The organism is Arthrobacter hankyongi, assembly GCF_022012395.1.
In the GTDB taxonomy this organism is placed as follows: domain Bacteria; phylum Actinomycetota; class Actinomycetes; order Actinomycetales; family Micrococcaceae; genus Crystallibacter; species Crystallibacter hankyongi.
This window is the reverse complement of the sequence record NZ_JAKLTQ010000007.1, coordinates 142,094-167,471: the sequence shown is the minus strand read 5'-3', so window position 1 is coordinate 167,471 and position 25,378 is coordinate 142,094. Positions and strand designations below refer to the sequence as shown.

General features: G+C 66.0%; 27 protein-coding genes. 10 read left to right on the top strand and 17 right to left on the bottom strand.

The features are described 5' to 3' along the window. The first annotated feature begins 24 nt into the window (after positions 1-24). Both LVY72_RS11875 and LVY72_RS11870 read left to right on the top strand, forming a co-directional pair. The gene (locus LVY72_RS11875; protein WP_237821076.1) at positions 25-816 is read left to right on the top strand and encodes an SDR family NAD(P)-dependent oxidoreductase; all 792 of its coding nucleotides are present in this window, start codon (positions 25-27) and stop codon (positions 814-816) included. A 222-nt stretch (positions 817-1,038) separates the two neighbouring features. Beyond that, positions 1,039-2,259, top strand: coding sequence for a helix-turn-helix domain-containing protein (locus LVY72_RS11870; protein ID WP_237821074.1), 1,221 nt, complete (start codon positions 1,039-1,041; stop codon positions 2,257-2,259). Positions 2,260-2,552: 293 nt separating this feature from the next. On the opposite strand, the gene LVY72_RS24355 is transcribed toward LVY72_RS11870, so the two are convergent. Then, the gene (locus LVY72_RS24355) at positions 2,553-2,675 is read right to left on the bottom strand and encodes a hypothetical protein (RefSeq protein ID WP_269092427.1); all 123 of its coding nucleotides are present in this window, start codon (positions 2,673-2,675) and stop codon (positions 2,553-2,555) included. Positions 2,676-2,737: 62 nt separating this feature from the next. Here LVY72_RS24355 and LVY72_RS11865 point away from each other — a divergent pair, with 62 nt between their 5' ends. The 4 genes from LVY72_RS11865 to LVY72_RS11850 all read left to right on the top strand — a co-directional run bounded on the left by LVY72_RS11865 (position 2,738) and on the right by LVY72_RS11850 (position 5,979). Then, positions 2,738-3,166, top strand: a complete 429-nt coding sequence (locus LVY72_RS11865; protein WP_237821072.1) for a 5-methylcytosine restriction system specificity protein McrC — start codon at positions 2,738-2,740, stop codon at positions 3,164-3,166. Between the two features lie 165 nt (positions 3,167-3,331). Next, positions 3,332-4,183 carry a hypothetical protein gene (locus LVY72_RS11860; RefSeq protein ID WP_237821070.1) on the top strand — a complete coding sequence of 284 codons (852 nt, stop codon included), beginning with the start codon at positions 3,332-3,334 and terminating at the stop codon, positions 4,181-4,183. A gap of 120 nt (positions 4,184-4,303) precedes the next feature. After that, a complete protein-coding gene (locus LVY72_RS11855; protein WP_237821068.1) occupies positions 4,304-5,092 on the top strand; it encodes a DUF6308 family protein in 789 nt (262 codons plus the stop codon). 302 nt (positions 5,093-5,394) lie between these two features. After that, positions 5,395-5,979, top strand: a complete 585-nt coding sequence (locus tag LVY72_RS11850; protein WP_237821066.1) for a TetR/AcrR family transcriptional regulator — start codon at positions 5,395-5,397, stop codon at positions 5,977-5,979. Positions 5,980-6,104: 125 nt separating this feature from the next. Here the strand turns inward: LVY72_RS11850 and LVY72_RS11845 are convergent, their stop codons facing one another. The 5 genes from LVY72_RS11845 to LVY72_RS11825 form a co-directional block, all read right to left on the bottom strand. Continuing rightward, positions 6,105-7,595 carry an APC family permease gene (locus LVY72_RS11845; RefSeq protein WP_237821064.1) on the bottom strand — a complete coding sequence of 497 codons (1,491 nt, stop codon included), beginning with the start codon at positions 7,593-7,595 and terminating at the stop codon, positions 6,105-6,107. A 93-nt stretch (positions 7,596-7,688) separates the two neighbouring features. Then, complete coding sequence (locus LVY72_RS11840; protein ID WP_237821062.1) at positions 7,689-8,519, bottom strand: SDR family NAD(P)-dependent oxidoreductase; 831 nt, start codon at positions 8,517-8,519, stop codon at positions 7,689-7,691. Positions 8,520-8,537: 18 nt separating this feature from the next. Then, positions 8,538-8,906: a cupin domain-containing protein gene (locus LVY72_RS11835; RefSeq protein ID WP_237821060.1), complete on the bottom strand. Its 369-nt coding sequence runs from the start codon at positions 8,904-8,906 to the stop codon at positions 8,538-8,540. A 62-nt stretch (positions 8,907-8,968) separates the two neighbouring features. Continuing rightward, on the bottom strand, positions 8,969-10,054 hold the full coding sequence (locus LVY72_RS11830; protein WP_237821058.1) for an LLM class flavin-dependent oxidoreductase: 1,086 nt from the start codon (positions 10,052-10,054) through the stop codon (positions 8,969-8,971). 23 nt (positions 10,055-10,077) lie between these two features. Then, positions 10,078-10,575: a flavin reductase family protein gene (locus LVY72_RS11825; protein WP_237821056.1), complete on the bottom strand. Its 498-nt coding sequence runs from the start codon at positions 10,573-10,575 to the stop codon at positions 10,078-10,080. 157 nt (positions 10,576-10,732) lie between these two features. On the opposite strand from LVY72_RS11825, the gene LVY72_RS11820 reads away from it, so the two are divergent. Then, positions 10,733-11,260, top strand: a complete 528-nt coding sequence (locus LVY72_RS11820; protein ID WP_237821054.1) for a TetR/AcrR family transcriptional regulator — start codon at positions 10,733-10,735, stop codon at positions 11,258-11,260. Positions 11,261-11,291: 31 nt separating this feature from the next. Here LVY72_RS11820 and LVY72_RS11815 read toward each other — a convergent pair whose 3' ends face one another. Further along, positions 11,292-12,062 (bottom strand): SDR family NAD(P)-dependent oxidoreductase, encoded by a 771-nt coding sequence (locus LVY72_RS11815; protein ID WP_237821052.1) that lies wholly within the window; start codon positions 12,060-12,062, stop codon positions 11,292-11,294. Positions 12,063-12,315: 253 nt separating this feature from the next. Here LVY72_RS11815 and LVY72_RS11810 point away from each other — a divergent pair, with 253 nt between their 5' ends. Continuing rightward, complete coding sequence (locus tag LVY72_RS11810; protein WP_237821050.1) at positions 12,316-12,987, top strand: DNA alkylation repair protein; 672 nt, start codon at positions 12,316-12,318, stop codon at positions 12,985-12,987. A 336-nt stretch (positions 12,988-13,323) separates the two neighbouring features. Here the strand turns inward: LVY72_RS11810 and LVY72_RS11805 are convergent, their stop codons facing one another. From LVY72_RS11805 to LVY72_RS11760, 10 genes are all read right to left on the bottom strand, one after another. Continuing rightward, positions 13,324-14,061, bottom strand: a complete 738-nt coding sequence (locus tag LVY72_RS11805) for a gamma-glutamyl-gamma-aminobutyrate hydrolase family protein (protein WP_237821048.1) — start codon at positions 14,059-14,061, stop codon at positions 13,324-13,326. Between the two features lie 116 nt (positions 14,062-14,177). Then, positions 14,178-15,038, bottom strand: a complete 861-nt coding sequence (catA, locus tag LVY72_RS11800; RefSeq protein WP_237821047.1) for a catechol 1,2-dioxygenase — start codon at positions 15,036-15,038, stop codon at positions 14,178-14,180. Between the two features lie 30 nt (positions 15,039-15,068). Beyond that, positions 15,069-16,319, bottom strand: a complete 1,251-nt coding sequence (locus LVY72_RS11795) for an NAD(P)/FAD-dependent oxidoreductase (protein WP_237821045.1) — start codon at positions 16,317-16,319, stop codon at positions 15,069-15,071. Positions 16,320-16,333: 14 nt separating this feature from the next. Beyond that, complete coding sequence (locus LVY72_RS11790; RefSeq protein WP_237821043.1) at positions 16,334-16,654, bottom strand: 2Fe-2S iron-sulfur cluster-binding protein; 321 nt, start codon at positions 16,652-16,654, stop codon at positions 16,334-16,336. Between the two features lie 94 nt (positions 16,655-16,748). After that, positions 16,749-18,242 (bottom strand): glutamine synthetase family protein, encoded by a 1,494-nt coding sequence (locus LVY72_RS11785; RefSeq protein ID WP_237821041.1) that lies wholly within the window; start codon positions 18,240-18,242, stop codon positions 16,749-16,751. A 60-nt stretch (positions 18,243-18,302) separates the two neighbouring features. Further along, positions 18,303-19,022, bottom strand: a complete 720-nt coding sequence (locus LVY72_RS11780) for a type 1 glutamine amidotransferase (RefSeq protein ID WP_237821039.1) — start codon at positions 19,020-19,022, stop codon at positions 18,303-18,305. Next, positions 19,019-19,309 (bottom strand): hypothetical protein, encoded by a 291-nt coding sequence (locus LVY72_RS11775; protein WP_237821037.1) that lies wholly within the window; start codon positions 19,307-19,309, stop codon positions 19,019-19,021. Before LVY72_RS11775 ends, LVY72_RS11780 begins: the two co-directional genes overlap by 4 nt. A gap of 14 nt (positions 19,310-19,323) precedes the next feature. Continuing rightward, positions 19,324-19,920, bottom strand: coding sequence for an aromatic-ring-hydroxylating dioxygenase subunit beta (locus LVY72_RS11770; RefSeq protein ID WP_237821035.1), 597 nt, complete (start codon positions 19,918-19,920; stop codon positions 19,324-19,326). After that, the gene (locus tag LVY72_RS11765; RefSeq protein ID WP_237821033.1) at positions 19,917-21,242 is read right to left on the bottom strand and encodes an aromatic ring-hydroxylating oxygenase subunit alpha; all 1,326 of its coding nucleotides are present in this window, start codon (positions 21,240-21,242) and stop codon (positions 19,917-19,919) included. Before LVY72_RS11765 ends, LVY72_RS11770 begins: the two co-directional genes overlap by 4 nt. 198 nt (positions 21,243-21,440) lie before the next feature. Then, positions 21,441-22,232 carry an IclR family transcriptional regulator gene (locus LVY72_RS11760; protein ID WP_237821031.1) on the bottom strand — a complete coding sequence of 264 codons (792 nt, stop codon included), beginning with the start codon at positions 22,230-22,232 and terminating at the stop codon, positions 21,441-21,443. A 219-nt stretch (positions 22,233-22,451) separates the two neighbouring features. On the opposite strand from LVY72_RS11760, the gene LVY72_RS11755 reads away from it, so the two are divergent. Both LVY72_RS11755 and LVY72_RS11750 read left to right on the top strand, forming a co-directional pair. Then, positions 22,452-23,633 (top strand): M24 family metallopeptidase, encoded by a 1,182-nt coding sequence (locus LVY72_RS11755; RefSeq protein WP_237821029.1) that lies wholly within the window; start codon positions 22,452-22,454, stop codon positions 23,631-23,633. Further along, entirely contained in the window at positions 23,617-25,374 is a 1,758-nt protein-coding gene (locus LVY72_RS11750) for a hydantoinase B/oxoprolinase family protein (protein WP_237821027.1), read from the top strand. Before LVY72_RS11755 ends, LVY72_RS11750 begins: the two co-directional genes overlap by 17 nt. The last annotated feature ends 4 nt before the right edge of the window (positions 25,375-25,378 follow it).

The window sequence follows — 25,378 nt, the reverse complement described above, 5'->3', positions numbered from 1 at the left end:
ACCATGGATGAAAGGAATTCCAGCATGAACAACGAAGTCCAAATTGGCCGCGTCGAGGGAAAGGTTGTTTTCATTACCGGCGGAGCGTCCGGGATCGGCCGCGCTGCGGCCTACCGTCTGGCTGAGGATGGCGCGACGATCATCGTCGCGGACGTGGACCCGGCGGGGGCTGCCGAGACCGTCGCAGGCGTGGAGTCGCGCGGACAGAAGGCAATGAGCCTTCGACTTGACGTTACAGACGAGGAGAACTGGCGGCAGGGTGTTGCCTCGGTCGTGGAGACGTTCGGCCGGATTGACGCCCTGTTCAACTCGGCTGGCATCTACGTGATTGCCGACCTGGACAAGACCAGCCTGACGGACTGGAACCGGGTGATGGACATTAACGTCACCGGCACGTTCCTCGGCATGAAGCACGTAGTTCCGGTGATGGCCGAGCACGGCGGCGGCACCGTGTTGAACATGTCCTCGGCCGCCGGGATGTTGGGGTTCGCCGGACACACCGCCTACGGTGCGTCGAAGGGGGCCGTGCGCATCATGTCCAAGGACGTTGCAATGGAATGGGGACGCAAGCAGGTCCGGGTCAACACCATCCACCCCGGCTACGTGGCCACCGGCATGGCGGACTATGGTGCTGCGGAGGCCAATACCACGCTGGACGAACTCGGTGCCGCCTACCCGCTGGGGCGCATCGCTCAACCCGAGGACATCGCCAACCTTGTGCTCTTCCTGACCTCGGATGAGGCGAGCTTTATCACCGGCGCCGAGATTCCTATCGATGGAGGTGCTACCGCGGGTTCCGTCGTCGGCGGTGAGTGACGCAGGTTCAGCTTCAAGCCGCCGTGCGGAGCCATGGCTCCGCACGGCATGGCCGTCTCAGGCAAATTCCGACCACAGTTCATTGGGCAGGAGAATATGGGCGACCGGCGGGCGCCCGGTCATAAAGCGGGAGAAAGTTTTCCGAGCAGTATGGCCGGGATAAACTGCCTCACAGGATTTTTTCTGTGATTCCCATCACGCTAGTGGGTTGAGGAGGCGGGGATGCCAACGATTGATTTGGCGTCGAAAACCGGCGGCCGGGCAGAATCCCGCGCGGGCGCCGATTTGCTGGGCGTGGCGAAAGACAAGAATTCGGCAGACGTCCGCGAGGTGATCTACAACTCGTGGAAACGTTCCGCTCCATTGGTCCCGAAAGAAATCAAAAGCGCTCCGGCCGACGGTGAAGATGCCGTCATCCGGTGGCATGAACAGCCCACAGCGCAGGCTGTCAGCAGGTTGGAACGTGCCGCGGCGGCCCTTCTGGAGGACGGCAACTATGCCGTCAACGTCACCGACGAGGTCGGCCGGGTAGTCTGGAGCGCGCACTATAATTCGAAACTCCGTCGACTTGCGGAGACCGTGAACCTTGTCCCGGGCACGCGCTGGGACGAAGCATCGATTGGCACCAATGCAGGAGGACTCGCCCTGCGGATGCGCCGACCGGCGGCCGTATTGGGTTCCGAACACTACATTGAGGCGCTGGCGCAGTGGTCATGCTACGCCGCCCCCATTGTCCATCCGGTGACGGGCGATGCCCTGGGCGCTATCGCCTTGGCCACGCGTTCCAGCCACGGGCATCCCTTGGCCCTCGGCGTCGCCAAATCCCTCGCAGAGATCGTTGCTGCCGAGCTCAGCCGGATCGACGTGGGTTCCCAGGAGAGCATTGCATGCCGCTTCATGGGCCGGTCCATGGTGAAGCACAACGGACAACAGATTCTGCTGCCGGGACGGCAGGCGGAGATCCTGGCACTGATTCTCCTGCACCCCGAGGGACTGTCGCTGGAACAACTGCACGCATATGTGTACGACGACGGCGGCGGTTCGCTTTCGACCATCAAGAGCGAGGTCTCACGGCTGCGGAAGGCCCTTGGCGGCGCAATCTCGCCGAGTCCGTACCGGATGCTGGCGAATATCCGGTTCGACGCCAATGACCTGATGAGCGCGCTGCGGAACGGAGACTTCGCACAGGCAGTTATTCTGGCGCAGGGCGGGGAATTCATGCCCAAGAGCAGTGCCCCTGCGATCATAGAACACCGGAATTTCATCGAAGCGAGCCTGCGGGAAGCAGCCTTGAAATCGCGGGACATCACTTCACTACTCACGTATGCGACCAGGTCCCCCTACGAACTCGACGTCCTTGAACATCTTGCCGAAGTTACCCCGCCGGGTGATGCACGCGCCTCGACGATCCGCGCCATGATCCAGCGCGCCCTTGCGGATTGATTTCCTCGTCCTTCTTTCCTAACAGATGCCGGACCGGGCCGCGGACAGCAAGTCCACTGTGAATTACCGGCGCCACATTCAGGTACTTTGCCCCGACCACGGAGTCTCGGGACTCCTCTTCGGCCAGATCCCGAGACACCGTAGTTCGTTCACAGAGTAAAGGCAGTTCGGCAGCTCGTCGTCAGGACAAGATAGGTTCCCGTGCAAAGGACGCGATCAGCTTATGCGGCGGATAGTCGTAGCGGAGGCGGCGTTGGCCGTCTCCATACAGGTTCTCACGCAGCGTCGATCCTTTAGGCCAACTGCACCCTGCCGCGTTCTTGCATTTCGGGGACGACCATCTGGGCAAAGTCTTTCAGGTCTCCGGGATGCTGAAACGGCAGGAAGCCGAACCCGGCGGCGTCGGACTCATCCATCCATGCTTCGAATACGTCGGCGACCTGTCGTGTGCAGTGATGATCTGTCCGCTGGCCTGAATATGGATTATGCGGTAGCGGCTGCTCTACGGGAGGCTCACGACGTAACGCCGGGACGCACCGAGGCACAGTACGAATGCTTCCTGGACGAGCCGGACGGCACGCGCCTCCCGCGCGTGCGGATGTTCGCCGACGTCGTGCACCTGATCGACAGGAAGCCGGTGGCCGTCTTCGACGCCAAGTACAAGGCGTCCTCCTGGTCCGGCTACCCGAACGCGGACCAGTACCAGATGCTGGCCTACTGCACAGCGTTGGACGTGCCGCGGGCTTGGCTGGTGTACGCGGATGCCGGGCCGGTGCGGGTGCGGAAGGTGCGGAATTCCGACGTCGAAATCGTGGAGTTCCCACTGGACCTGTCGCGGAGGCCGGATGAACTGCTGGTGAGGATTGCCAGGTTGGCGAATGAGGCAGTGCGCGATGGTCATGTGTGAAGCTGGCTAGACCGGCTGGCATACCGCACTCGGGCACGGCCCGCTCCTGCCGGAAATCCCAACTGCCCGGACCTGCGGACCGTCGGCTGCTCGATGATCCGCGGCCGTGTCCATACCCCGGCCGCTCTCCGGATACGGCTAGAGTCCGAGGTGAAACATGCAATCGTGGGGGAGAACATGGAAGACCGGAGCGGACAGAAGAAAGTGACAGGACCCTGCCCGCCCCAGCCTCAGGGAGACTGGAAGGGGGACCCGCCCGAGCCGTTCACACACCCCGTCTCGGGTCTGCGCGTTGCCGCCGGCATCCTGGCCATGCTTACAGGTCTGTGGGCCTTGCCGTCCGGAGTGCTGCCGCTGACGTTTCCCGACGCGCTCCCTGGACTTACCGTCCCGGCCGCGCTGCTGTCGATTTCCGCCGGCATTGGCTCGCTTGTGTCCGGTGTTGTCATGCTTGTCACGGCCAGGTTCCGCACGCCCGGGGCGCCTGTTGTCCTGCTGATATTTAGCGCGGCCGCCCTTGCCAGCTTGTCTATGGTTGCCCTTTATGGGCCTCCACCCGGGCCCTTGCCGGCCATGGCCGCGGTTATCCTGGCCTGTCTCGCCCTGCGCCGGGAACAGGCACCGGGCACCGTCATGTTCGATGGCAGAGGAGGCCTGGGCATCGCAGCCGGTATCACCCTGCTATTCCTTGCAGTGATGGGGTTCGGCGACCTGGTCCTCCTAGGCTACGCCTCCGGCGGTGTGGGACTCCCGATGGTCTTCCACCTGTTGGCTGGCTCGGCCAGTCTGCTCGCCGGCATCTGGCTGACAGCCGGGTTCAGGCGCTTTATCCGTAAGGCGCCATTCCTTGCGACGACCGCGGCGTTCATGAGCCTGGCCGCCGTCGTGCTGCAGACCGTGGCGACCGATCTGGGCGCCAGCGGGGCCGAAATTTTCACGGTCATTACGGTCACGGCATTAACCCTGCTGGTGATCAGGAAAAACAGAACCGTGGACGTGTCCGTGCCCAATCCCTGAGCCCGTAAACGTCCCCTGGCTAGGTCCCCACAGCCTGAGTGCCGGGCATCCTCGACCCTCGCAGTGGACGGGTCGGCCGAGCACGACTCACGCGGTCCACGTACCGCTCGAAGGAAGACGATGAACCCGCATACGCAACTGGATCTCTCGCCTGACATGCCAGGAGGCATAGGGGCCATCCCGCTATCTGACGCGGTGGCGCGTGTAGTGGCGTTCTGCACCCATCCTAAGAGCGGGTGGCAGACCTACGACATGCTCGGTGCAGCCGCCCGGCGCCGGGGGCACTTTGACGAGATCGCTCCGTGGTCACTCTTGTGGGCTGACACGCTGGCCGGGCGACTTTCGGTCTCGGATGTTGCCGGCTTTACACATGAACTCCGGTCTGAGCTGGTCCGGCGGCTTCAGGTTCTGCCGGACAAGGACCTCGCCGCCATGGACGACGATGACATTGCAAGCCTTACCTTGCTGTGCCGGTTCGGCTTCTCCGGTGTATGGGCTCCCAAAATCACGAAGATGCTCGCTCTTTACAGACCCGACTCGGTTCCGGTTCTCGACGGCTACGTAGCGATCGCCATGGGGTTCACCCGCAATGGTTTCAGCTCCGGCAAGGAGCCCCGCTGGGAGCGCATTCATCAAACCCTGCTGGCACTTCGGCGCATCCTCCGCCATCAGCATTCGGAACTGGCTCAGATCCGCCGGGAAGTCTCCTTGACTGTGCCCGACATTAGCGAAGCAACCGACCTGCGGCTGCTGGACATCATCATCTGGACCTCACAGGACGACCGCATGTCCCGCCCAGGAAGTTCGGCCAACTTCTGGCTGAACCGCCCGCAGCAAGAGTACCGGCCGGTGTGCCTAGACCCGGTCATGCTGCAGTGTCGTCAACATCCCGAAATGTGTGGCCGCTGATTTGGAACAGGGTAGGCATACGCTGTTCTCGGCGCTTGGCGCAGATTGAAGCGAAATACTGGCGGCCAAAAGAGCGCCCCAAGAGTCCTGCAGTTGTCTTTGTCCCGTAAAGAACAACGCACAGGGTTTGCAGAAATTTAGTGCGAAGCGCCACGCACGCAAATTGAGGTCCGGACCTATGAGGTGTAATTTGGACGCATGTCCAATATTGAGGCTGTGGCGGGATCGCTTTCCGGCGTCCCCTGCTGGGTCCATCGGTAGTGACGGATTCCGGCTGCGGGTCCGGTGAGGGAGGTGCGCGTATGGCCCGTTCGGCCAAGCGGTCCGAGGGGACCCGGGCGGCGCTGCTGGAGGCTGCGCTGAAGGTCGCGGCGGCCTACGGCGTCAAGGGGGTGACCCACCGCCGGATCGCCGCGGCGGCCGGGATATCGCTGGGCAGCACCAGCTACCACTTTGCCAGCCTCGACGACCTGCTGCTCGAGGCCTTCCGCTATTTTGCCGAGCGCGAGACGGCCAAATACAACCGGCTGTTCGACGCCGCGCAGGATCTGGAGGACCTGATCGAGGCCGCTCTGGCAGTGGCGCAGGTCCAGCACTCGGACGCGACCGGTGCGACGCTGCTGTACGAGCTGTATGCCCAGGGGATGCGCGATCCCCGCTACCGGTCCATTATCCAGCAGTGGTCGCGGACAGCCACCGCTCGGGTGGAGAAACTGTGTCCGCATGAGGTGGCGGTGCGCTTCGAGGTCATCTGGGAGGGGCTGACCTATCAGCGGCTGCTGGGCGACTCCAGCCTCTCCGACCGGCAGGCCCGCGACTTCCTGCGCAGCGCACTGAACCCGGATCCGGTTCCCGCGAAAGCACTGCACTCACTTGACGGGGCTTAGCCCCCGGCTGCCCGCACACAATGGCGGAGGCCGGGCGGGACGGTTTTTCCGTCCCGCCCGGCCTCCGGTTTCGGGTAGTCGGCAGGCGCCGCGGCAAAGCTCGCGACTGGGCCGGCGCCTGGAACTTACTGCAGGGATTCCACCGATTCGGCCTGGCTTCCGATCAGCCGGTAGGTCGACGGCCGTTTGGACCGGTACCAGAATCCGAGCCCGATCCCGGCCAGGCAGATGATGGTGAGGATGGCCAGCGAGATGTTCGCAGCGGTCTGGTTGCCGCCGAGGATGTCGCTGAAGTGGGTGGTGGACAGCACCAGGATCGTGCCCAGCCCGGCGGCGGCGATTACCGGCGCCACGGTCGCCTTCCAGACGCCGATGCGTTCGGCGCGCCTGCGGTGGAAGAAGACCACGACGGCGATGCTGGTGGTTACCCAGAGCACGACCAGGCAGTAGCCGCCGACGCCGACCAGGTTGGTGAAGGTCGCGGTGGCGTCCCCGCCGAAGAGCGCGGGAAGGGCAAACAGGACCAGGATGATGGCCCCGCCGAGCGCGGCGGCGGCCATCGGCGAGCCGTGTTTGGAGTTTGCGACGCCGAGGCGTGTGGGCAGGATGCGGTCGCGCCCGAAGGTGAAGAAGTAGCGGGCGGTGATGTTCTGGATGGCCAGGCAGGCGGCGAAGGAGCTGGTCATGAGCAGGACGTTGGCGATGTCGGCGGCGGGCGCGGCGACGTAGTGGGCAATGCTCTGCAGCATCGACCCGGTCGGATCGGACGCGCCGGCGGTGGTGGCATTGCTGGGGCCGAAGCCGACGATGTACGCATAGGAGGAGACGGCGTACAGTCCGGCCAGGAGCGCCACCGAGAAGTACGTGGCTCGGGGTACGGTGCGGCCGGGATCGCGCGATTCGGACCGGAAGACCTGCAGGGATTCAAAACCGGTCAGACTCACCAGGCCGAAGACCATGGCCATCGTCAGTGAGCCGGAGAAGAACGATCCCATGACGTCCACGGTCCGGCCTTCGGGTCCTCCGTTGAGGTAGATGCGGAAGTTCCAGATGACCGCGAGGGCGATTTCGGCCAGGGCGGCGATGCCGAGGACTTTGGCGGAGACGTCGACATTGAACAGGCTCAGCAGGGTTCCCACTGCCCAGCCGGCCAGCGCCCAGACCCACCAGGGCGGCCCGCCGGCCAGATGGAAGGTGCTGGTCAGCAGGTGTTCGCACATGAGGGCGAACAGCGCGTACGTCCCGGAGCCGAGGGTGACATAGGCCGCGATGGCGAGGAATCCTGCGGCCAGCCCGGGAGGCTTGCCGATGCCCGCGCTGATGTAGGTGTAGAACGCCCCGGGCTGGCTCATCCGGCTGGCCATGGCATTCAGCCCCACGGCGAAGACCAGCACGAGTGCCCCCAGGGTAACGAAGGTCAGCGGTGTGCCGAGGCCGTTGCCGGCCGAGACCAGGACCGGGATGAAGCCGGCCAGGATGGCCATGGGTCCGTTGAAGGCGATAACGGTGAAGACGAGCGAGACGACGCCGAGGTTGCCGCGCAGCTCGGCCCGGGCAGATCCGGTTGCTGAGGCTCCCGGATCCGTCTCGGTGTTCGAGGTGTTGGTTGCTGACATGTTCCGGCCCCCTTTCTCTTGTGTCGGTGTCCCCGGGCCGGACAATTGTCCAATTGTCCGGCCCGGGTTTTCCAGCATTTTGCGGATATTTCTCTAGTAGGCGGGGTTCTGGTTGATGCGGCTGACGAGCAGGTGTCCGGCGTCGACGGGGATGGTGACGCCGGTGACGTAGCGGGCGAGGGGGGAGTTGAGGTAGACAACCGTGTTGGCGACCTCAACCGGCTGCATCATGCTGACGCCCTTCATGGCCGTGAACTGGTGGCCGTAGTCGATCAGGTGCTGCCGGGTTCCCTTGCCGGGCTCGCCGGCGAGCAGGTCGTAGAACTCCTGGCTGTTGACCATGGCGGTGTCGATGAAACCCGGGGCGACGGCGTTAACCCGCACGTTGTGCGGTGCGAGCTCGTTCGCGGTGTATTTCAGCAGGCCCAGCAGGGCCGTCTTGGAGACACCGTAGGCGGTGGAATCGACTTCCGGGTCGAAGGCGTCGACGGAGGAGACGAGCACGATCGAGCCGGACTGGCGTCCGATCATGTGGGGGGCCACCGCCTTGGCGGTCTTCCAGGCGCCGGTCAGGTTCACGGCCATGACGGCGTCCCAGTCCTTTTCCTCCATTTCCCAGAACAGGCCGGCGCGGTGGATGCCGGCGTTGATGATGGCCGCGTCGATCTTGCCGAAGGTTTCGATTCCCCGAGCGACGGCGTCGTCGAGGGCGGTCTGGGAGGTGACGTCGGCCCGGACCGCTAGGGCCTTGCGCCCGAGCTCCTCGACGCCGCGGACGGTTTCGATGAACTGCGGGGCGTCCTCGTCGTAAACGTCGAGGACGACGACGTCGGCGCCTTCCCGGGCGGAGGCGAGGGCATGCGCGCGGCCCTGGCCGGCGGCGCCCCCGGTGATCAGGATCGTCTGGTTTTCAAGGAGTGACATGGTGGGGTTCTCTTTCTTCTATCGGGCGGCCAGTGAGGGGTTGATGACGAAGAACTTGCGGACCCGCTCGTGGACGACCCAGGTACATGATTCGTCCGCGGCCAGCACCAGGAGGTCTCCGGCCGAGACGTCGACCCGCTCGCCGGTACGTTCGGAGGCCACGGTGGCGGACCCTTCGAGGACGACGACGGTTTCGGGGCCCTCGACGCCGGTCAGGGTTCCGGGCTGCATCTCCCAGATGCCGTGGGCCTGCCCGGTCCCGGTGTCCTCCCAGACGCGTACGGACGAGGTCCGGGGTGCGTCCGGGCCCGGGCGGGAGGCAGGGATGAGGTTGATCGTATGGGCCGGGTATTTGGCCAACCCGGCGGATTCTGCGGTGTGCTGCATGGGCATGTCCTTATCGGTGGCAGGCGGCGGGGCCGCCGCCTGCCACCGGGTTGGGGACCGGATCAGTCGTTTGGGAAGAGTTCCTTGAGCTGGGGGGCGACGGCGGTGCCCAGCAGTTCGAAGCTTCGGCGGTAGGGCTCGGGGTCGTTGAGGTATTCGTGAGCGAAGCTCACGACCGTGCCGAAACCGCCGGTGGCCTCGTAGAGGTCGGTGACCTTTTGGGCCACCGTGTCCGGGGAGCCGACGATGAGGAAATTGTCGATCATCCAGTCCAGGTCCAGTTCATCGACCGGAACCTGGCCCCCGGAGAGCAGTTCGCCGATGCCGAGGCTGGCAAAGGTGGGGATGTTGTATTTCTCCCAGAGGGTGCCCATGGCGCCGTCGAGCACGTTGCGCCGGGCTTCGGCGTCGGTGTCGGCCACGAAGATGTCGCGGCAGATCCGCCAGTCCGAGCGCCGGGGGGTGTGGCCGGCGGCCGTGGCCGCCGCGGCGTAGGTTTCCCAGTGCTGGACCAGCACGGATTCGTGCACCTGCTGGCTCAGCGGCAGGGCGCCTCGCCGGCCGGCCTCGGTCAGGGTCGGGGACTTGGCCTGCATGCCGGTGAGCATGATGGGGATCCGCGGCTGCAGGGACTTCAGGTGCGGGCCGTGGATGTCGTCGTCGTAGGCGGGCATGTCGACGCTGAAGAATTCGCCCTCGATGGTGAACGGGCCGGGTTTGGTCCAGATTGCCTCGATGATGTCCAGGGCCTCGACCATCATCTTCGGGTTGTTCTTGCCGGTGCCGAACAGTTGCGCGTCGCTGGGGTAGGCGCCGGGGGCCACACCGGCGATGTAGCGGCCGCCGGTCATGTGGTCGAGCCACATCATCCGGTGCGCGAGGGCAACAGGGTTGTGGTACGGCAGCAGGTGGGCCGCGGCGCCCAGGGTAATGCGCTCGGTGATCTGGGAGGCGGCGGCGATCATCGCATCCGGTGCCGGGCTCGGCTCACCGCCCAGGGTGTAGTGCTCGGCGAAGTAGGCCTCGTCCAGTCCGTACTGGTCGGCCCAGCGGGTCAGCTGCAGGTCCCAGTCGATGACCTCGCGCAGCGTCCGCTTGCCGTTCGCGTATTCGGAGGCGTAGGGGATGTTGAAGATGCCGAATTTCATGTCGTGTATCTGCTTTCTCTTGGTTACTTTTCGAGACGGGGAAAGGCGGAACGGCAGAACAACAGCGGGGCGGAAGACTCCTCCGCCACGCCCAGGTCCAGGACGCGGGCCACGACGACGTCGTGGTCGCCCCCGGGGTGGACGGAGTGCAGTTCGCATTCGATCCAGGCAATGACGCCCTTCAGCAGCGGCGCGCCGGTCAGATCGGCAGTGCGGTGCCCGACCCCGCCGAACTTGTCGCTCCCGGAGCGGGCGAACTGCCGGGCCAGCCCCGCCTGGTCCTCGGCGAGGATGTTAACGGCGAACCGTCCTGCGGTGGCAATTTCCGGCCAGCTCTTCGAGGTCCTGGCCACCGCGAGCAGGATCAGCGGCGGGTCTAGGGACAGCGACATGAATGACTGCAGCGTCATGCCGGCCGGGCCGGACCGGCCCTGGGCGGTCACGACGACGACGCCGGTGGGGAAACGGCCGAGGGTCTGCCGCATCTGCGCCGGGTCGATGGCGAGAGTCGGGTAGTGCACGGGATGCTCCTAAACTGAATGGAGTTTGCTTCCGTCAGGTATTGGACATATGTCCAAAATTTGCGACGCAAGAATGGCTGTGTCTTGATGTTCCCGCCGGGCGGCTTGGTGCTTGTTTGGCGGGGTTTTAGGGGGAGGTTCGGGTATGGCGGGGTCGATGAGTCGTTCGGAGGGTACCCGGACGGCGCTGCTGGAGGCTGTGCTGAAGGTGGCGGCGGCCCATGGCGTCAGGGGGGTGACGCACCGCAGGGTGGCGTCGGCCGCCGGGATTTCACTGGGTAGTACCAGTTACCACTTCGCCAGCCTCGACGACATGCTGCTCGAGGCCTTCCGGTACTTTGCCGAGCGGGAATCGGGCAAATACAGCCGGCTGTTCGAGTCTGCGGAATCCATGGAGGATTTGATCGAGGCCGCGCTGGCGGTGGTGCGGGTCCAGCACTCGGATGTGACCGGGGCGACGCTGCTGTACGAGTTGTATGCCCAGGGGGTGCGCGATCCCCGGTACCGCTCTATCGTCCAGCAGTGGTCCCGCTCCGCCACTGCCCAAGTGGAGCGGCTGTGCGCGCACGAGGTGGCTGTGCGGTTCGAGGTCATCTGGGAAGGCCTGACCTTCCAGCGACTCCTGGGTGATTCCAGTCTTTCGGACCGCCAGGCCCGTGACTTTCTGCGCACGGCCCTGAACTAGGGGCCGCCACCCCGGGGCCTCGCCGGCAGAGTCACCGGCCCGCTACGACGCCGCCGTCGATCACGACCTCGGTGCCGGTGATGTACGAAGCGTCATCGGAGGCAAGGAACGCGACGACGGATGCAATCTCCTCCGGGGAAGCAAAACGTCCCAGCGGGATGGCGGCCAGGCTCGCTTCCTCGGTTCCCTCCGGCAGTGCCTGGAATTCCGTCTCCAGCATCGGGGTCGAGACATAGCCGGGATGGATGCTGTTGACCCGGATGCCGTCGGCCCCGTAGGTCATGGCCGCGGACTTGGTCATGGCCGAGACCGCCCCCTTTGACGCCGTGTAGGCGAAGTAGTCCGCCGCCCCGATGAGGCCGAAGATGGAGGAGGTGTTGATGATGGAGGCGCAGGCACTTTCGCGCAGCAGCGGGATGCTGTGCTTGATGCCCAGGAAAACGCCCTTCTGGTTGACGTCAACCGTCTTCTGCCAACTCTGTTCCGTCGCCTCCTCCGGGCCACGCATGTCGAGGATGCCCGCGTTGTTGACCAGGATGTCCAGCCGTCCGAATTCCGTCCCGATGGTGCCGAGCATCTGCGACCAGTCATCGGCCGACGTCACGTCCATCCGGCGGAACCTCACATCAAGTCCCTTGGACGTTTGTTCACTTTCTAGTGCGGCCCCGGCCTCGGTGCCCACATCGCCGAAGAATACCGTTGCCCCTTCCCGGGCGAGCCGGCGTACGTGCGCCGCCCCTTGGCCGCGGGATCCCCCGGTTACCAAGGCAATCCTGCCCGCCAGTCGCTGACTGTCAGTCATATCCAAACCCTTTCCGTCGTGGTCGGCCCGAAAGTGAGCCGACCTGCCAACTTTGGACATCGGTCCAATATTGGACAATCGTACGAGTGGCGTGCGGCATGGTCAAGAAGATTTTTTACTCGACAAAGAAGTGCGGAACTAGTTCCTCGGATGCCTGCAGAGGGCGCCGCTGCGTCGTTGTGCCTGACTGGGAATCGGAACCGGGGGAACGGGGCCGTAGGCTGGACCTCAGGCACGAGTGATGGGGGATGGGATGTCCGAGACGACGGTGGCCGAGGTGATGGCCGAGCTGGCCACGCTCGAGGATCCGAAGATGCGCGAGGCGAACGAGAAGCGCGGCGACGACCACGGGGTGAACCTGGGCAAGCTGCGCGCGGTGGCCAAGCGGCTGAAGACTGATCAGGACCTGGCGCGCGGGCTCTGGGCGACGGGAGATACCGCGGCGCGGCTGCTGGCCCTGCTGATCTGCCGCCCGAAGGCCTTCGAGGCCGCCGAGCTGGACGCCATGCTGCGTGAATCGCGCGCCCCGAAGGTGCACGACTGGCTGGTGAACTACGTGGTCAAGAAGAGCCCGCATGCCGAAGGGCTGCGCGTGGCCTGGACCGCGGATGCGGATCCGGTGGTGGCCAGCGCCGGCTGGGCACTGACCACCGAACGGGTGGCTAAGAAGCCTGAAGGACTCGACCTGCCGGGCCTGCTGGACACGGTTGAGGCGGAGATGAAGGACGCGCCGGACCGGCTGCAGTGGGCGATGAACCACACCCTGGCCCAAATCGGGATCGAGCATGCAGGGCACCGGGAACGGGCGATCAAGATCGGTGAACGGCTGGGAGTGCTCAAGGACTACCCGACGCCGCCGAACTGCACCTCTCCGTACGCACCTATCTGGATTAATGAAATGGTCAGCCGCCGCGGCGGGGCCTGAGGGAGTCCGCCCGTTGGGTGGATAGCAGCAGGCACGACCCGGCGTCGATCGGGGCATTGCCCAGGTCATCGACGAGCCCGCGGCTGAAGGCACGACGATGCTTATTATCACCCGATGCTGCCAGGGACAGCGGACTTCCGCTCAACGTCCTGATTCGAGAGCGCTGAAGGAACGGTCCGGGAGCGCTCCGTACCTGACCCGACCGGTGTCAATCGCCGTGACCCGGGGCCGTTACGGCCCGGGGCCTGCAGACCCCGGCTGCCTGCAGGACAGCATCCGTGGTCCTCCAGCGCGCGGCCCGGCACCGCCGGCGTGGCGGGCTGCCAGGTGATCCGGCTAGCAGAGGTTTCCCGAGGGCTGCATCCGTTTCTTCTGCCCGGCAGCGTCCACCAGGGCCTCAAACAGAGCCCGCTGCCTGGGATCTTCGCCGGCCAGCATCTCGGGATGCCACTGGACGCCCAGGACCTGCCGCGCCGGATCCTCGATGGCCTCAATGCAGCCGTCGGCCGCGCGCGCCGTGACCATCAGGCCGCCGCCGAGGCGGTCGACGGCCTGATGGTGGGCGGAGGCGGTGGGGGCCGTGGTGCCCAGGAGGCCGGCAAGCCGGGAACCGGGGGCAATGTCGACCGGGTGCCGGGTGAAGGCGCCGGCAGGGTCCGCCGTGCGCCGGTGCCGGTGGTCGACTTCCGACGGCGGCAGGTCCTGGATGAGGGTGCCGCCGTAGAGCACATTGATCAGCTGCATGCCGCGGCAGATGCCGAAGAGGGGCAGCCCGGCCGCGAGGGCATGCCGGGCGGCGGCAAAATCGAGGTCGTCCTGCGCCGGATTGGTGTCATAAACGCGGGGATCCGGTTCCTGGCCGTAGCAGCCGGGGTGCAGGTCTCCGCCGCCGGGCAGCAGCAGCCCGTCGATGGCCGGTCCGGCGGCCCAGGATTCCGGAGTGAGTGGTACCGGAGTGCCGCCTGCGGCGCTGACGTGGTCGGTAATGAATCCGATCAGACGGTTGGCTACCGCCACGCGGTTGTCCAGCGCCGGATCACTGAGGCGGACGGGGATGCCGATTCTGGCTGACATTCTGATCTCCTTTGACCGTGCACTACGCAGGGGTGCCGCCGCCGGCGGTTCGTGGACATGCCGCACCACCCCCTCCGGCAGGCTGAGAGGGCGGTGCGTCAGGCGGATTGCGGTGGTCAGGCGCGGGCGGGGTCCAGGGCGAAGTTGTAGGTGACTTCGTTTCCTGTTCCGTCGGCTTTCGGGCGCGGGGCGAGGACCAGTTCGGGTTTGACCGCGGTCGCGATGTCGTCGTCCAGATGGGCGTCGCCCTGGAAGTAGAGCTGGGCGGTGAGCAGCTCGTAGCCGGGCGCGGAGACCTTCAGGTGCAGGTGTGCGGGGCGCCAGGCATGCCAGCCGGCGGCCTCGATCAGCTTGCCGCAGGACCCGTCGGTCGGGATCTGGTACGGAGCGGGCTGGATCGTATTGATCGCGAAGAAGCCTTCCTCGTCGGTGATGATGGTTCCGCGCAGGTTCCACTCCGGCAGGCCCGGGGCGTACTGCGAGTAGAAGCCGTAGTCATCGGCGTGCCAAAGTTCGATTGTGGCGCCGGCCAGCGCCTGCCCGGCGACGTCGGTGACCTGCCCGGCGAAAAGCAGCGGGGTGCCGGGCTCGTCCGCGCGCATCGGCAGGGTGCATTGTGCCGGCAGTTGCGGGGCGCCGGGCACATAGTACGGACCCTCGATCGATCCCTTGGACCCTTCGCGGTGGTCGGTGGCCACTTCCTCCACCACGTGTTCGACCCAGACGTCCATGAACAGCGGCCATTCGCCGTCCGCGCCGACCTGGATCAGCCAGCCCTTGACCGCCTGGTATTCGTCATAGGTGACCCGGTGCCGGCGGATCACGTCGTGAACCGCGGTCAGGACCTCGGTGGCCAGCTGGCTGACCCGCTCCTTGGGCGTGTCCAGGCTCGTGGCGTGGTTCTCGAAATAGCGTTCGGTAGCCCGGCCGCCGGAATCGGCGGCGGTGGCCTCGAATTCGGTAACTTCCTGCGACATGTCAGTTTTCCTTTGTTCTGTGTTGCTGGGTCAGGTTTCGCGGATCAGGGTCTTGAGCTGGACGCCCACGTTGGCGGCGTCGGCGGGGTCGATTGTCGCTCCCTTGCCGAGGGCACGTTTGACTGCCATAAAGTCATGCGGGCTGTTGACGGCGTCGGCGGCAATCAGGCGGCCGCCGCGGTAGTACAGCACGGTGAACTGCTCGGAACCGGGCTCGCCGCGGATCACGTAGTCGTCGAAGCCCGCCGACAGGCCGGCAATCTGCAGCCTGATGTCCGCCTGGTTGGACCAGAACCAGGGCACGGCGCGCTCCGGCCGGGGGCCGTCCAGCAGCGAGGCGGCCGCCACCTTGGCCTGGTCCGCGGCGTTCTGCACCGATTCGAGGCAGATTAACTCGCCGGGGTAGAGCGGATGCGGCTGCATCGTGCAGTCACCGGCGGCCACGATGGCCGGGTTGCTGGTCCGCGCCGCGTCATCGACGATGATTCCGCGGCCGCAGTCAAGTCCCAGCTTCTGGGCCAGTTCGATCCGGGGCTCGACCCCGATGCCGATGATCACCAGATCGGCAGGAAGCACGGTGCCGTCGGAGAGCTCCACGCCGGTCACGCTGCCGGCGGATCCCTGCAGGGCCGTTACCGAGGCGCCGAGCAGCACCCTGGCCCCGCGCTTTTCATGGGCGGCGCGGAAGAATTCCGATATCGGAGGTGCGGCCACACGCTGCAGCAGCCGCTCGAAGGTCTCCACCACGGTGACCTCCAGGCCGCGCGTCCGCGCGACCGCTGCGGCCTCGAGCCCGATGTAGCCGCCGCCGACGACGACGACCCGCCTGGCTTCGGGCAGCAGGCCGCGCAGCCGGCGGGCATCCGGGATGTCCCGCAGGTAGCAGACCCCGTCCAGGTCCGCGCCCGGTACCGGCAGGCGCCGCGGGCTGGCGCCGGTGGCCAGCGCCAGCCTGTCGAAGCGGATTTCGGTGCCGGACGAGGTGGTGGCGGTTCCGCCTGCGGCATTGTCGTCCAGGACGATGTCCTCGATGTGCGCGTTGGTCAGCAGCCGGATTTCCTTGTCCTGGTAGAAATTGTTGGCCCGCAGGAGCAGGTTCTCCTCGTCCATCTCGCCGGCGAGGAACTCCTTGGACAGCGGCGGGCGCTGGTAGGGCGCGTCGGCTTCCGATCCGCTGATCGTGACTGGTGCCGTGTACCCCGCGTTCCGCAGGGCGACGGCGATGCCGAGCCCGGCTTCACCGGCACCGATGATCAGCGTTCCGGTCTCGGCGGTATCCATGTCCATCGGTTCCTTCACTGTTCGGGGGCAATCTCGACCTCGAGCCCGTCGAGCTCGTCGGACATCCGGATCTGGCAGGAGAGCCGGCTGTTGGGACGGCGCTCGGCGGCGGCGTCGTCGAGCATCTCGTCTTCGAAATCCTCCGCCGTGCCGGTCCGTTCCAGGCAGGAGCCGGACACATACACATGGCAGGTGGCGCAGGACAGCGCCCCGCCGCATTCGGCCACGATGCCGGGGACACCGTGTTTGACGGCGGTTTCCATCACGGAGGCCCCGACGCGGGCGTCCACGGTGTGCAGGTTCCCGTCGGGGGAACGGAGAATGATTTTGGGCATGGGGATCGACCTGCTTATCTGTCGGTTCTGTGCTGCGGTGTCCCGGTGCCGCCGGCGGAAGCGGCACCGGGACGATGGTTTTTGTCCGGCAGGGCTAGAACACCTCGAAGTACTCGCGGTGCTCCCAGTCCGTGACGCCGTTGACGTACTTCTCGGAGTCCGGATGCTCGGCCACCCAGGCTTCGTACCTGGCCACCTCGCTGCGCTTCATGGTGACGAGGTAGTCGATGAAGGTGCCGCCGAAGGCCTGCCGGTAGAAGGTATCGGCTTCGAGGGCGTCGATGGCGTCGGCCAGGGTGGTGGGAAGCTGCGGGACGTTCTGGGTGTAGGGGTCTTCGCTGAGCGGGCCCGGCTTGGTCTTGCTCAGGATTCCGTCCAGCCCGGCGGCGGCCTGGGCTGCGATGTACAGGTAGGGGTTGGCCGCCGAGTCACCGACCCGGTTCTCCACGTGCGAGGCCTTGTCGCCCGGAGCCGAGATCACGCGCATCATGGCCGCGCGGTTGTCCTGGCCCCAGGTCAGCCGGTCGGGTGCCAGCGAGTAGGGCCGGCGGCGCCGGTAGCCGTTGATGGTCGGCGTGGTGAAGACGGAGGCGGCAATGCCGTGCTCCAGGGTCCCGCCCACGTAGTGCTGGCCGAGGTCGGACAGCGGCTCGTCGAAGGAGGGCACCATGAGGTTTTCGCCCGTGGACAGGTCGACGACGGAGGTGTGCAGGTGCCAGCCGTTGGCGTAGAACCCCTGGATGGCCGGCGTGCACATGAAGGACGCGATATGGCCGTGGCGCTTGGCGATCTGCTTGACCGCCATCCGGAAGAGCACGGCGGCATCGGCGGCAGCCAGGCCCTCGAGGACGTCGAAGGTGGTCTCCACCTGGCTCGGCGCCCATTCGTCGTCCAGGGAGCGCAGGGGCAGGCCCATGGACACGAGCGCCTTGCGGATCGGCCGCAGCATATGGTCGATCTCGTCCAGGTGGTCGCTGAGCAGGTAGTTGTAGCCCCGCGCCACGGGGGCCACCTTCGGCGGGTCGGCCGGGGAACCCGGGGCCCCGAGCGACCCGTGCTCGAGCATGTCGTCGACGAGCCGGGTCAGATACCACTCCATCTCGATGCCCGCGACCAGCCCGTAGCCGTTGTCAGCCATCTTGCCCAGGGAATTCTTGAGGATCGAGCGCGGGGCAAACGGGAACAGCCGGCCGTCGGACATGTACAGGTCGCAGATGACGACGGCTGTTTCCTCCACCCACGGCAGGACGGTGAAGGTGCCGGGGTCCGGGACCATCTTGACGTTGGGGCTGCCGCCCAGGCCCTCGATGGCGAACCCGCCGTCGGCGGAGAACGGGTTGAGCACGATGCCGTTGGCCGTATCGAAGAAGAACGGCGCCATCGTGATGTCCATCCCGGACTCCAGGGACGCCAGGTAGGCCTCCCTGGTGACGGACTTGCCGCGGAGCAGGCCGTGCTGGTCGGGCCAGACGAGGCGGACGATCTCGATGTTTTCGGTGTCGAGGGCAGTGCGGCTGCGTTCTGCGGCCTCGAGTTGCTCTGCGGTGTAGATGCCGTGTTTGTGGATGAACTTGCCGGTATTGGACATGGCTGCTCCTTGAAGTGGTCGTGCGGCAGCGGAAGCTGCCGGATGGTGGATGGTGTGTTCCTAGACGCTGACGCGGCCGGCGAGCCAGCCTCCGATGATCCGCTGTGCCCCGGCCCAGCCGGTGTCCCGGGCTGCCGCAGCCTCGGCGATGACGTCGTCGACGTCGATGCCGTAGCTGCGCAGCTTGTCTTCCTCGAGGGCGAGCAGCTGCCGGATTCCTGCGGGGGAGATTTCCGGGTGGAACTGGATGGCCAGGGCGGAGCCGAGCCGCCAGGCCTGTGGATACCGGTCCGAGACGGCCAGCAGTTCGGCGTCTGCCGGAGGGATGAACGTATCGGTGTGGAAGGAGAAGAAACGCCCGTCCAGACCGGCGGGGACGGCCGTCTCCACGGCGCCGGGGACCGGTGCCTGCACGGGCCGGACGTCGATGAATCCGCATTCCAGTCCGCGGGTGCCGGGAAGCGCCCGGCCGCCCAGGGCCTGGGCCAGGAGCTGCGAGCCCAGGCAGATGCCCAGTACCGGAGCGTCCGCCTGGACGGCGCGCCGCAGGAACTGTTGTTCCGCGGCCAGGAAGGGGTGCCCGGCATCGTCGTAGGCACTGTGCGGGCCGCCCAGGCAGATGACTGCCGCCGCGCGGTCCGGCTCCGGCAAGGCTTCCCCCGCGAACGGCTGGACCCGCCGGCACGCCAGGCCTTGCTGCCGGACCAGCCGGTCCACCCAGCTCAGGTCTGCGCCGTCGAAATGGGTGATGACCAGGACCTCGCCGCCGGTGCCGGTCACGGCTGCAGCCTTGGTTCGATCCGGGACTGCCAGGGCTGCCAGTGGTCCGTTCCGGCCAGGGCGCGCATCAGGTCCATGGCGCTGACCCGGTCCAGGGCCAGCCAGGAATCGTCCGGCGTGGTCGCGTAGGGCGTGAAGTCCCAGATTTTCAGGCGTTTGACCTCGGCGACCACCGGGCGCATGCTGGCGGCTTCGCGTTTGAGCCGGTGCACCTGCTGCCGCAGCAGGTTGTTTTCCCGCCGCAGCCGCTCCAGCTCGGCGGCGTGGTCGTCCTCATGTGCAGTCATTGTCCGGCCGCCCGCTAGAAGACCAGGGTGAGGTTTTCATGGATCTGCTCCGAATCGAGCAGATTGGCCTGCTTGAGCCGGATCTGCCAGCCGTCCTCCTGCGGTGCCAGCACGTGCCCGTACCAGCCGGTGTACGTCTTGGCGACTCCGGCTCGGAACTCGTTGACGATGAAGTTGGAGCGGATGAAACGCAGTCCGCTGCCCGGCTCGTCCAGGACCTCCACGTTGCCGATGACCCGGCGGGTGCGGGACTGCGGGATCTGGCTGAAGGCCAGCCCGGTGCGCAGCCAGTAGACCCGGTCGGTGAGCCGGCGGCAGTCGTCAAAGGCATGCGAGACCTCCCGGCGCGGATCGCCTCCCCCCGGGGTGATGGGGACCCAGTACAGGCAGTCCGGGCCGAAGAGCTCCAGCCAGTCGTTGAAGCGGCCCTCGTCGATCAGGCGCGCCTCCCGGGCCAGGAAGGCCTCGGCCTCCCGGGCGGTCTGGACACCGGCCGCCGGCCAGTCGGCCCGGAGCACCTCGCCGAAGCGGTCCAGGTCCGCATAGAAGGATTCGTCCACGTGGTAGGACCAGCTGGATGTGTCGGAGTAGTCCTGGACCTTCTGGCTCACTGGGTTTCCCCGTTCATCAGGCGCAGCCATTCCTCGTAGTAGCCGCGCATGTGGATTTCGTCGGTCACGGCGGTGACGATGACGCCGTTTTCATCGATGGTCTGCCAGCCGTCCACGTTCAGGCCGCGGTTCATCAGGACCCATTCCTCCTCGGTGACGGCCAGTCCGCGCTGGACCTCTTCGAAGTTCGCCTGGTCGTCCGGCTCGCCGAAGGCCGGGAAGTCCTCCTGGGTGCGCATGCGCATGGTGTTGACTTCCTCGGGGACCCCGCCGATCGTCGTGGCGTTCCAGGTCAGCTGGGTACGGTCCACGCTCAGCGGTTCGATCACCTGGATCTGGTTGCCGATGATCAGCAGGTTCGGGAAGATGCTCAGGTTGATCTGCGCGCCGGCGCTGACATCCAGCAGCCGGTCGGCGTCCTCGGGGTACCTGGCGCGGATCAGTTCCTCGAACTTCTCCCGGCCCGGCTGGGGGCGCTGGTTGGCCCAGATGCTGCCGGGGCCCTCAAAGTTGGGCCGCTGGTCGATCACGCTGTGGCCGTTGCCCAGCGAATACACCTTCATCGGGCCGTCGTCCGGTGTCTTGCCGAAGTAGGACATGTCCTTGCTGTCGCCCATCCGGGAGGCCATTTCCAGCAGCGAACGGTGCGAGAACGAGGGATGGTAGCCGTCTCCGGCATTGTCGAAGGCGAGCTTCCAGTTGCCGCGGTAGCCCATCCGATGCGCCGCGCTGCGCACGATGACTTCCCCTTCCGGGGCCCGGTCGATCCAGTAGTCCAGCCACGGCCTGGCTTCGCCGAGATAGTCGGCCAGGGCCGGGGCGGACTCGCCGAGGGTGCCGAAGATGAAGCCGCGGTACGACTCGACCCGGGTGACCTTGCCGAGGCCGAATTCGGACTTGTCGAAATCCGGCCCGTAGCCCTGGGGCCAGGGGGCGCCGACCAGTTCGCCGGTGTTCTTGAAGGTCCACCCGTGGTACGGGCACTGGAAGCTCTTGGCGACGCCGGATTCCTCGCGGCAGACCGTGGCCGCACGGTGTGCGCAGCGGTTGAAGACCGCGTGCAGGCCGCCCTGGCGGTCACGGGTGACAATGATCGGCCGCAGGCCCAGCTTGGTGGACACGAACGAATTGGGTTCCGGAAGCTGCGACTCATGGGCCAGGTACACCCAGGTATGGCCAAACACCTTGACCATTTCCTCGTTGAAAACGCGCTCATCGGTGTAGAGGGTCCGGTGGACCCGGTCCCCGCGGACATAATCGCGCCATGGGATGTCCGACGCTGCCGTAGCCGTGGGGCTGGAGATTTCAGGGGAAACCACCACAGGAATGCCTCCTCAATGTGGGCCAGGACTCTGGCTCGGGATGGTTGCACCGAGCGTAGGAGGCTCCGATCGAGCCGGTCTACAGTCCCGTCCAGCATTTCGCAGAGGAGAATATCTAGTGGATTGGTTTTCCCTATGAAAACAGGTGCGGTGGATATGAATCCCGCGGGGCGGCGCGAGGCGCCGGTCGGCGGGGTCCTACCGGGCCGCGGCGGAGGTTTCCCGGGGAGGCTTGCCCAGCTCGGCCTCTGCCGTGGCGACGGCGGCGCGCAGGGCCTCGACGTAGTCAGGGATCTTCTTCCGGTTGAACCGGACGCTGGGGATAGCGACGGAAATGCCTGCAACCGCGCCACCGCTGGGGTCCTTCACGCAGGCGGCAATTCCGGAAATCCCCTGGGCGGCCTCTTCGAGGTTGAGCGCGTAGCCGTTCTGCCGCACTGTCACCAGGTGCCGTTTCAGGGCTTGCAGGGAGGTGATCCGGGACGAGCGCCACGGCGGCAGGCCGCCGGCGTGGAGGGACTCCAGCTCGGCGTTGCTGAGCGTGGCCAGCAGCGCCTTGCCGCCCGCGGAGCAGTAGGCGGGGACGAGGTCCCACATGGCCGTGCGCACGCTCAGGGACTGGGTGCTCTCGATCCCGTCGATGTACCTCACCCTCGGCCCCTGCAGGACCCACACCTGGATGGTCTCGTCGAGAGTCTTGTTGAGCGTCTCGATGGCGGGCCAGATGGCCCCGCGCAGCTGGTTGGGGGGATAGTGCATTTCCTCACGGTGGGCCAGCTCCGGCCCGGCCCGGTACCGGCGTTCCCTGTCCTGGACGGCGAAGCCGTCGTAGCAGAGGGCGGCCAGCAGGCGGTGTGCCGTGGAGGGGACGACGTCGAGCATGGCGGCGGCATCCTTGACGCTGAGCACCTGCCCGTCGCGCAGGGCCACCAGCAGCCGCAGGGCGCGGTGCACCGAATCGAGCGGGGGTGCTTGCTCAGTATTTCGCATGGAAGAATCTTTGCACCTGCTGTTGCCCTAGGGGAAATCAGTTTGTAATGTCCTTTTCCAGTCACACTCTGTGACCCGCATCATATTCCGACGGCTGCCGGGCCCCTTCCGGCGCCGGGAAACACGGTTCATTCACTACCTACACTCAACGGGGCCGGCTGTGCCGGTCCGCTGCCGCAGCGGCATGGGCCCTCGGCAGCGATTGCGAAAGGTGCACAGATGCCCAATTCATTTTCGGAGCGGGACCGCCGCTGGGACCTGCTCAACAAATCGATGCAGGAGAACGGCGTCGACGCCCTGATCTTTGCCGCCAACGATTACCGCGGCCACAAGGGAGCGCTGCGCTACGTGGCCGACTACAATCTGCCCCACCGTTCCGGCAACGCCGTGATGTTCAAGGACGAGGAGCCGGTGCTCGTGCTGTCGGGGAACCTGATCGGCGGGCGCCGGCCGGCCAGCGGCTGGGTCAGCGACTACCGCTTCCCAGGGACCATCGCCCAGGGCCTGGTCGACGCCCTCAAGGGCCGCACGTTTTCCAAGGTCGGCATTGTCGGCCTCGGGCAGGTCTTGAAGGTGGACGAGTATCTTGCCCTGACCAATGCCTATCCGCAGGCACAGTTCATCGACTATTCGGCCCAGTTCGAACTGGTCCGCTCGGTCAAAAGCGCGGCGGAAATCCGCGGCGTCGAGGAATCGGCCTACATCTTGGACCAGTGCTTCAGCCGGCTGCTGGAGATCGCCCGGCCGGGCATCACGGAGCGGGAGATCGGCGCCGAGATGTACAAGGTGGGGCACCAGCTCGGCGGCGAGGACCCGCTGTTCCTGACCATGTATACCGAAGTCGACGGCGACAGGACCGGGGCGACCTTCGGCCCGCCGCGGGACCGCGTCCTCACCGCCCACGACATCCACACCTTCTCCTTCGAAATCGTGGGGCCCAAGGGCTACTGGACCGAACTGTCCCGCATGGTCACCTTCGCCCGACCCAAGGACGACGACGCGCGCATGGCCCGGGCCGTGGCCAAAGGCCTGGCGGCCGCAACGGCACAGATGGCGCCGGGAACCTCGCCGTCGGACGTCCAGCGCTCAATCCTCGAGGCCATCGGCACCGAGGGGGCCACCTCCTCCTACTGGTCCGGTCACTCCCTGGGCCTGGACGTGCTCGAACAGCCCTGGATCGGCCTCGACGTGGTCGAGGACGGCAGCCAGTCCCAGGACACCGCCCTCCAAGCCGGCTATGTGCTGGCCGTGCACCCGATGGTGCTGGACGTCCAGGCACAAACCAGCGGTTACATGGCCGATACCTACGTCGTCGAGGAAACCGGAAGCCGTAAGCTTTCGGAACACCCGACCGGCCTGCACCGTCTCTCGAAAGGTGAAGTACATGTCAACGAATGCTGAGAACCGGATCGATCCGATCACGGCGTCGGTGCTGCAGCGCCGGGTCGACGCGATCGCCAAGGAAATGGCGACCATGCTGATGCGGTCCTCCCGATCACCGATCTTCAACGAAATCGGGGACCTGGTGACCGTGGTCTTCGACAAGGACGGCAACACTCTGGCCCAGGCCGAATTCGCCGCCATCATCGCCTTCGGCGCCCATCCGGCCCTGGAGTACATCATCAACTACTACGGGGACGACATCCACGAAGGCGACGTCATCGTCCACAACGACGTCTACCACGGCGGCAACCAGAACGCGGACACCGGCATCTTCATGCCCGTCTTCTCCAACGGCCAGTTGGTCGGCTGGACGGCAGCGAAGGGCCATATGGCCGATATCGGCGGGATGACCGCCGGCGGCTACGATCCGAACGCCCGGGACATCTGGCAGGAGGCCCTGCGCATCCCCCCGGTCAAGGTCGCGGAGAAGGGCGTCTTCCGCAAGGACGTGTGGGACTTCATTGCGGCGAACATCCGCTTCGATTTCGTCATGGAGGACATCAAGTCCATGATCGGCTGCTGCACCATCGGCGCCCGCCGGCTGGGCGAGCTGATCGAACGCTACACGCTGCCGGTCTACGAGAACCACATGAACTACATCCTCGCAAGCTCGGCGCGCCAGGTCCGGGCCGAGGTCAGCCGGTGGGCCGACGGGCACTACTACGGCGAAAGCTGGATGGTTTCCGACGGCTTCGACACCACCAAGCGCTACAAGATCGCCTGCGACATCGAAATCAAGGGCGATGAGATCACCTTCGACTTCTCCGCCAGCGATGACCAGGCGCCGGGCATCACCAACATGCCGCCGGCCTCGGCCAAGGGCGCGGTGCGGATCGCGTTCCTGATGCTCATGGCCAGCGGGGACATCAACATCCCCACCAACCAGGGGCTGTTCGAACCCATTAAGACGGTCTTCCGGGAAGGGTCCGTGCTCAACCCGCGCTTCCCGGCCGCCACCGTCTTCGGGAACCAGATGTCGGACGAAGTCGTCGAATGCATCATGACGGCACTGGCCGGCATCCTCCCGGACCGGGTGTCCGCGGGCTGGAACAAGTACCTGTGCACCTCCACCAACGGCGTCGACCCGCGCAGCAACGAGGAATTCGGCACCCTGACCGTCTTCCAGCGGACCGGCCCCGGCGGCGTGCAGGGCACCGACGGCTGGGACGCCCTGGGCTTCACCGGCACCGCGGGGCAGATGCGCGCCCCGGACCCGGAAATGTTCGAACTGACCTCCCCGCACTTCCTGGAGTACCACGAATACCTGCCCGACTCCGCCGGTGCCGGCGAATACCGCGGCGGGATGGGAACGCGTTCCGCCTGGGTCAGCTACGGCGAGAACCAGCACGGCGTCACCCTCGGCGACAACGTCCGCGCCGAAGGCGCGGTACCGGCGCAGGGGCTCTTCGGCGGCATGGATTCCGGTCTCAACGACATGACGGTCACCTTCCCGGACGGCACGGTCCGCCAATGGGGGTCCAAGGAGATCATCGCCATGCCCCCGGGGACCAGGGTCGAATCCCTGCTCGGCGGCGGCGCCGGGTACGGCGACCCCTACAAGCGGCCGGCCGAGAAGGTCCTGGCCGAGGTCCGCGACGGCATCCTCTCGGTTGACAAGGCGCGCTCGGACTACGGCGTCGTCCTCACCGCAGACGGAACCGCCGTCGACACCGCACAGACCGCAGCGCTCCGCGCCTAAGACC

Bases quoted from the DNA above. Each gene is read 5' to 3' on its own strand.
- LVY72_RS11875 (WP_237821076.1), top strand. From the start codon at position 25: ATGAACAACGAAGTCCAAATTGGCCGCGTCGAGGGAAAGGTTGTTTTC.
- LVY72_RS11870 (WP_237821074.1), top strand. From the start codon at position 1,039: ATGCCAACGATTGATTTGGCGTCGAAAACCGGCGGCCGGGCAGAATCC.
- LVY72_RS24355 (WP_269092427.1), bottom strand. From the start codon at position 2,675: ATGGATGAGTCCGACGCCGCCGGGTTCGGCTTCCTGCCGTTTCAGCAT.
- LVY72_RS11865 (WP_237821072.1), top strand. From the start codon at position 2,738: ATGGATTATGCGGTAGCGGCTGCTCTACGGGAGGCTCACGACGTAACG.
- LVY72_RS11855 (WP_237821068.1), top strand. From the start codon at position 4,304: ATGAACCCGCATACGCAACTGGATCTCTCGCCTGACATGCCAGGAGGC.
- LVY72_RS11850 (WP_237821066.1), top strand. From the start codon at position 5,395: ATGGCCCGTTCGGCCAAGCGGTCCGAGGGGACCCGGGCGGCGCTGCTG.
- LVY72_RS11845 (WP_237821064.1), bottom strand. From the start codon at position 7,595: ATGTCAGCAACCAACACCTCGAACACCGAGACGGATCCGGGAGCCTCA.
- LVY72_RS11840 (WP_237821062.1), bottom strand. From the start codon at position 8,519: ATGTCACTCCTTGAAAACCAGACGATCCTGATCACCGGGGGCGCCGCC.
- LVY72_RS11835 (WP_237821060.1), bottom strand. From the start codon at position 8,906: ATGCAGCACACCGCAGAATCCGCCGGGTTGGCCAAATACCCGGCCCAT.
- LVY72_RS11830 (WP_237821058.1), bottom strand. From the start codon at position 10,054: ATGAAATTCGGCATCTTCAACATCCCCTACGCCTCCGAATACGCGAAC.
- LVY72_RS11820 (WP_237821054.1), top strand. From the start codon at position 10,733: ATGAGTCGTTCGGAGGGTACCCGGACGGCGCTGCTGGAGGCTGTGCTG.
- LVY72_RS11815 (WP_237821052.1), bottom strand. From the start codon at position 12,062: ATGACTGACAGTCAGCGACTGGCGGGCAGGATTGCCTTGGTAACCGGG.
- LVY72_RS11810 (WP_237821050.1), top strand. From the start codon at position 12,316: ATGTCCGAGACGACGGTGGCCGAGGTGATGGCCGAGCTGGCCACGCTC.
- LVY72_RS11805 (WP_237821048.1), bottom strand. From the start codon at position 14,061: ATGTCAGCCAGAATCGGCATCCCCGTCCGCCTCAGTGATCCGGCGCTG.
- catA (WP_237821047.1), bottom strand. From the start codon at position 15,038: ATGTCGCAGGAAGTTACCGAATTCGAGGCCACCGCCGCCGATTCCGGC.
- LVY72_RS11795 (WP_237821045.1), bottom strand. From the start codon at position 16,319: ATGGATACCGCCGAGACCGGAACGCTGATCATCGGTGCCGGTGAAGCC.
- LVY72_RS11790 (WP_237821043.1), bottom strand. From the start codon at position 16,654: ATGCCCAAAATCATTCTCCGTTCCCCCGACGGGAACCTGCACACCGTG.
- LVY72_RS11785 (WP_237821041.1), bottom strand. From the start codon at position 18,242: ATGTCCAATACCGGCAAGTTCATCCACAAACACGGCATCTACACCGCA.
- LVY72_RS11775 (WP_237821037.1), bottom strand. From the start codon at position 19,309: ATGACTGCACATGAGGACGACCACGCCGCCGAGCTGGAGCGGCTGCGG.
- LVY72_RS11760 (WP_237821031.1), bottom strand. From the start codon at position 22,232: ATGCGAAATACTGAGCAAGCACCCCCGCTCGATTCGGTGCACCGCGCC.
- LVY72_RS11755 (WP_237821029.1), top strand. From the start codon at position 22,452: ATGCCCAATTCATTTTCGGAGCGGGACCGCCGCTGGGACCTGCTCAAC.
- LVY72_RS11750 (WP_237821027.1), top strand. From the start codon at position 23,617: ATGTCAACGAATGCTGAGAACCGGATCGATCCGATCACGGCGTCGGTG.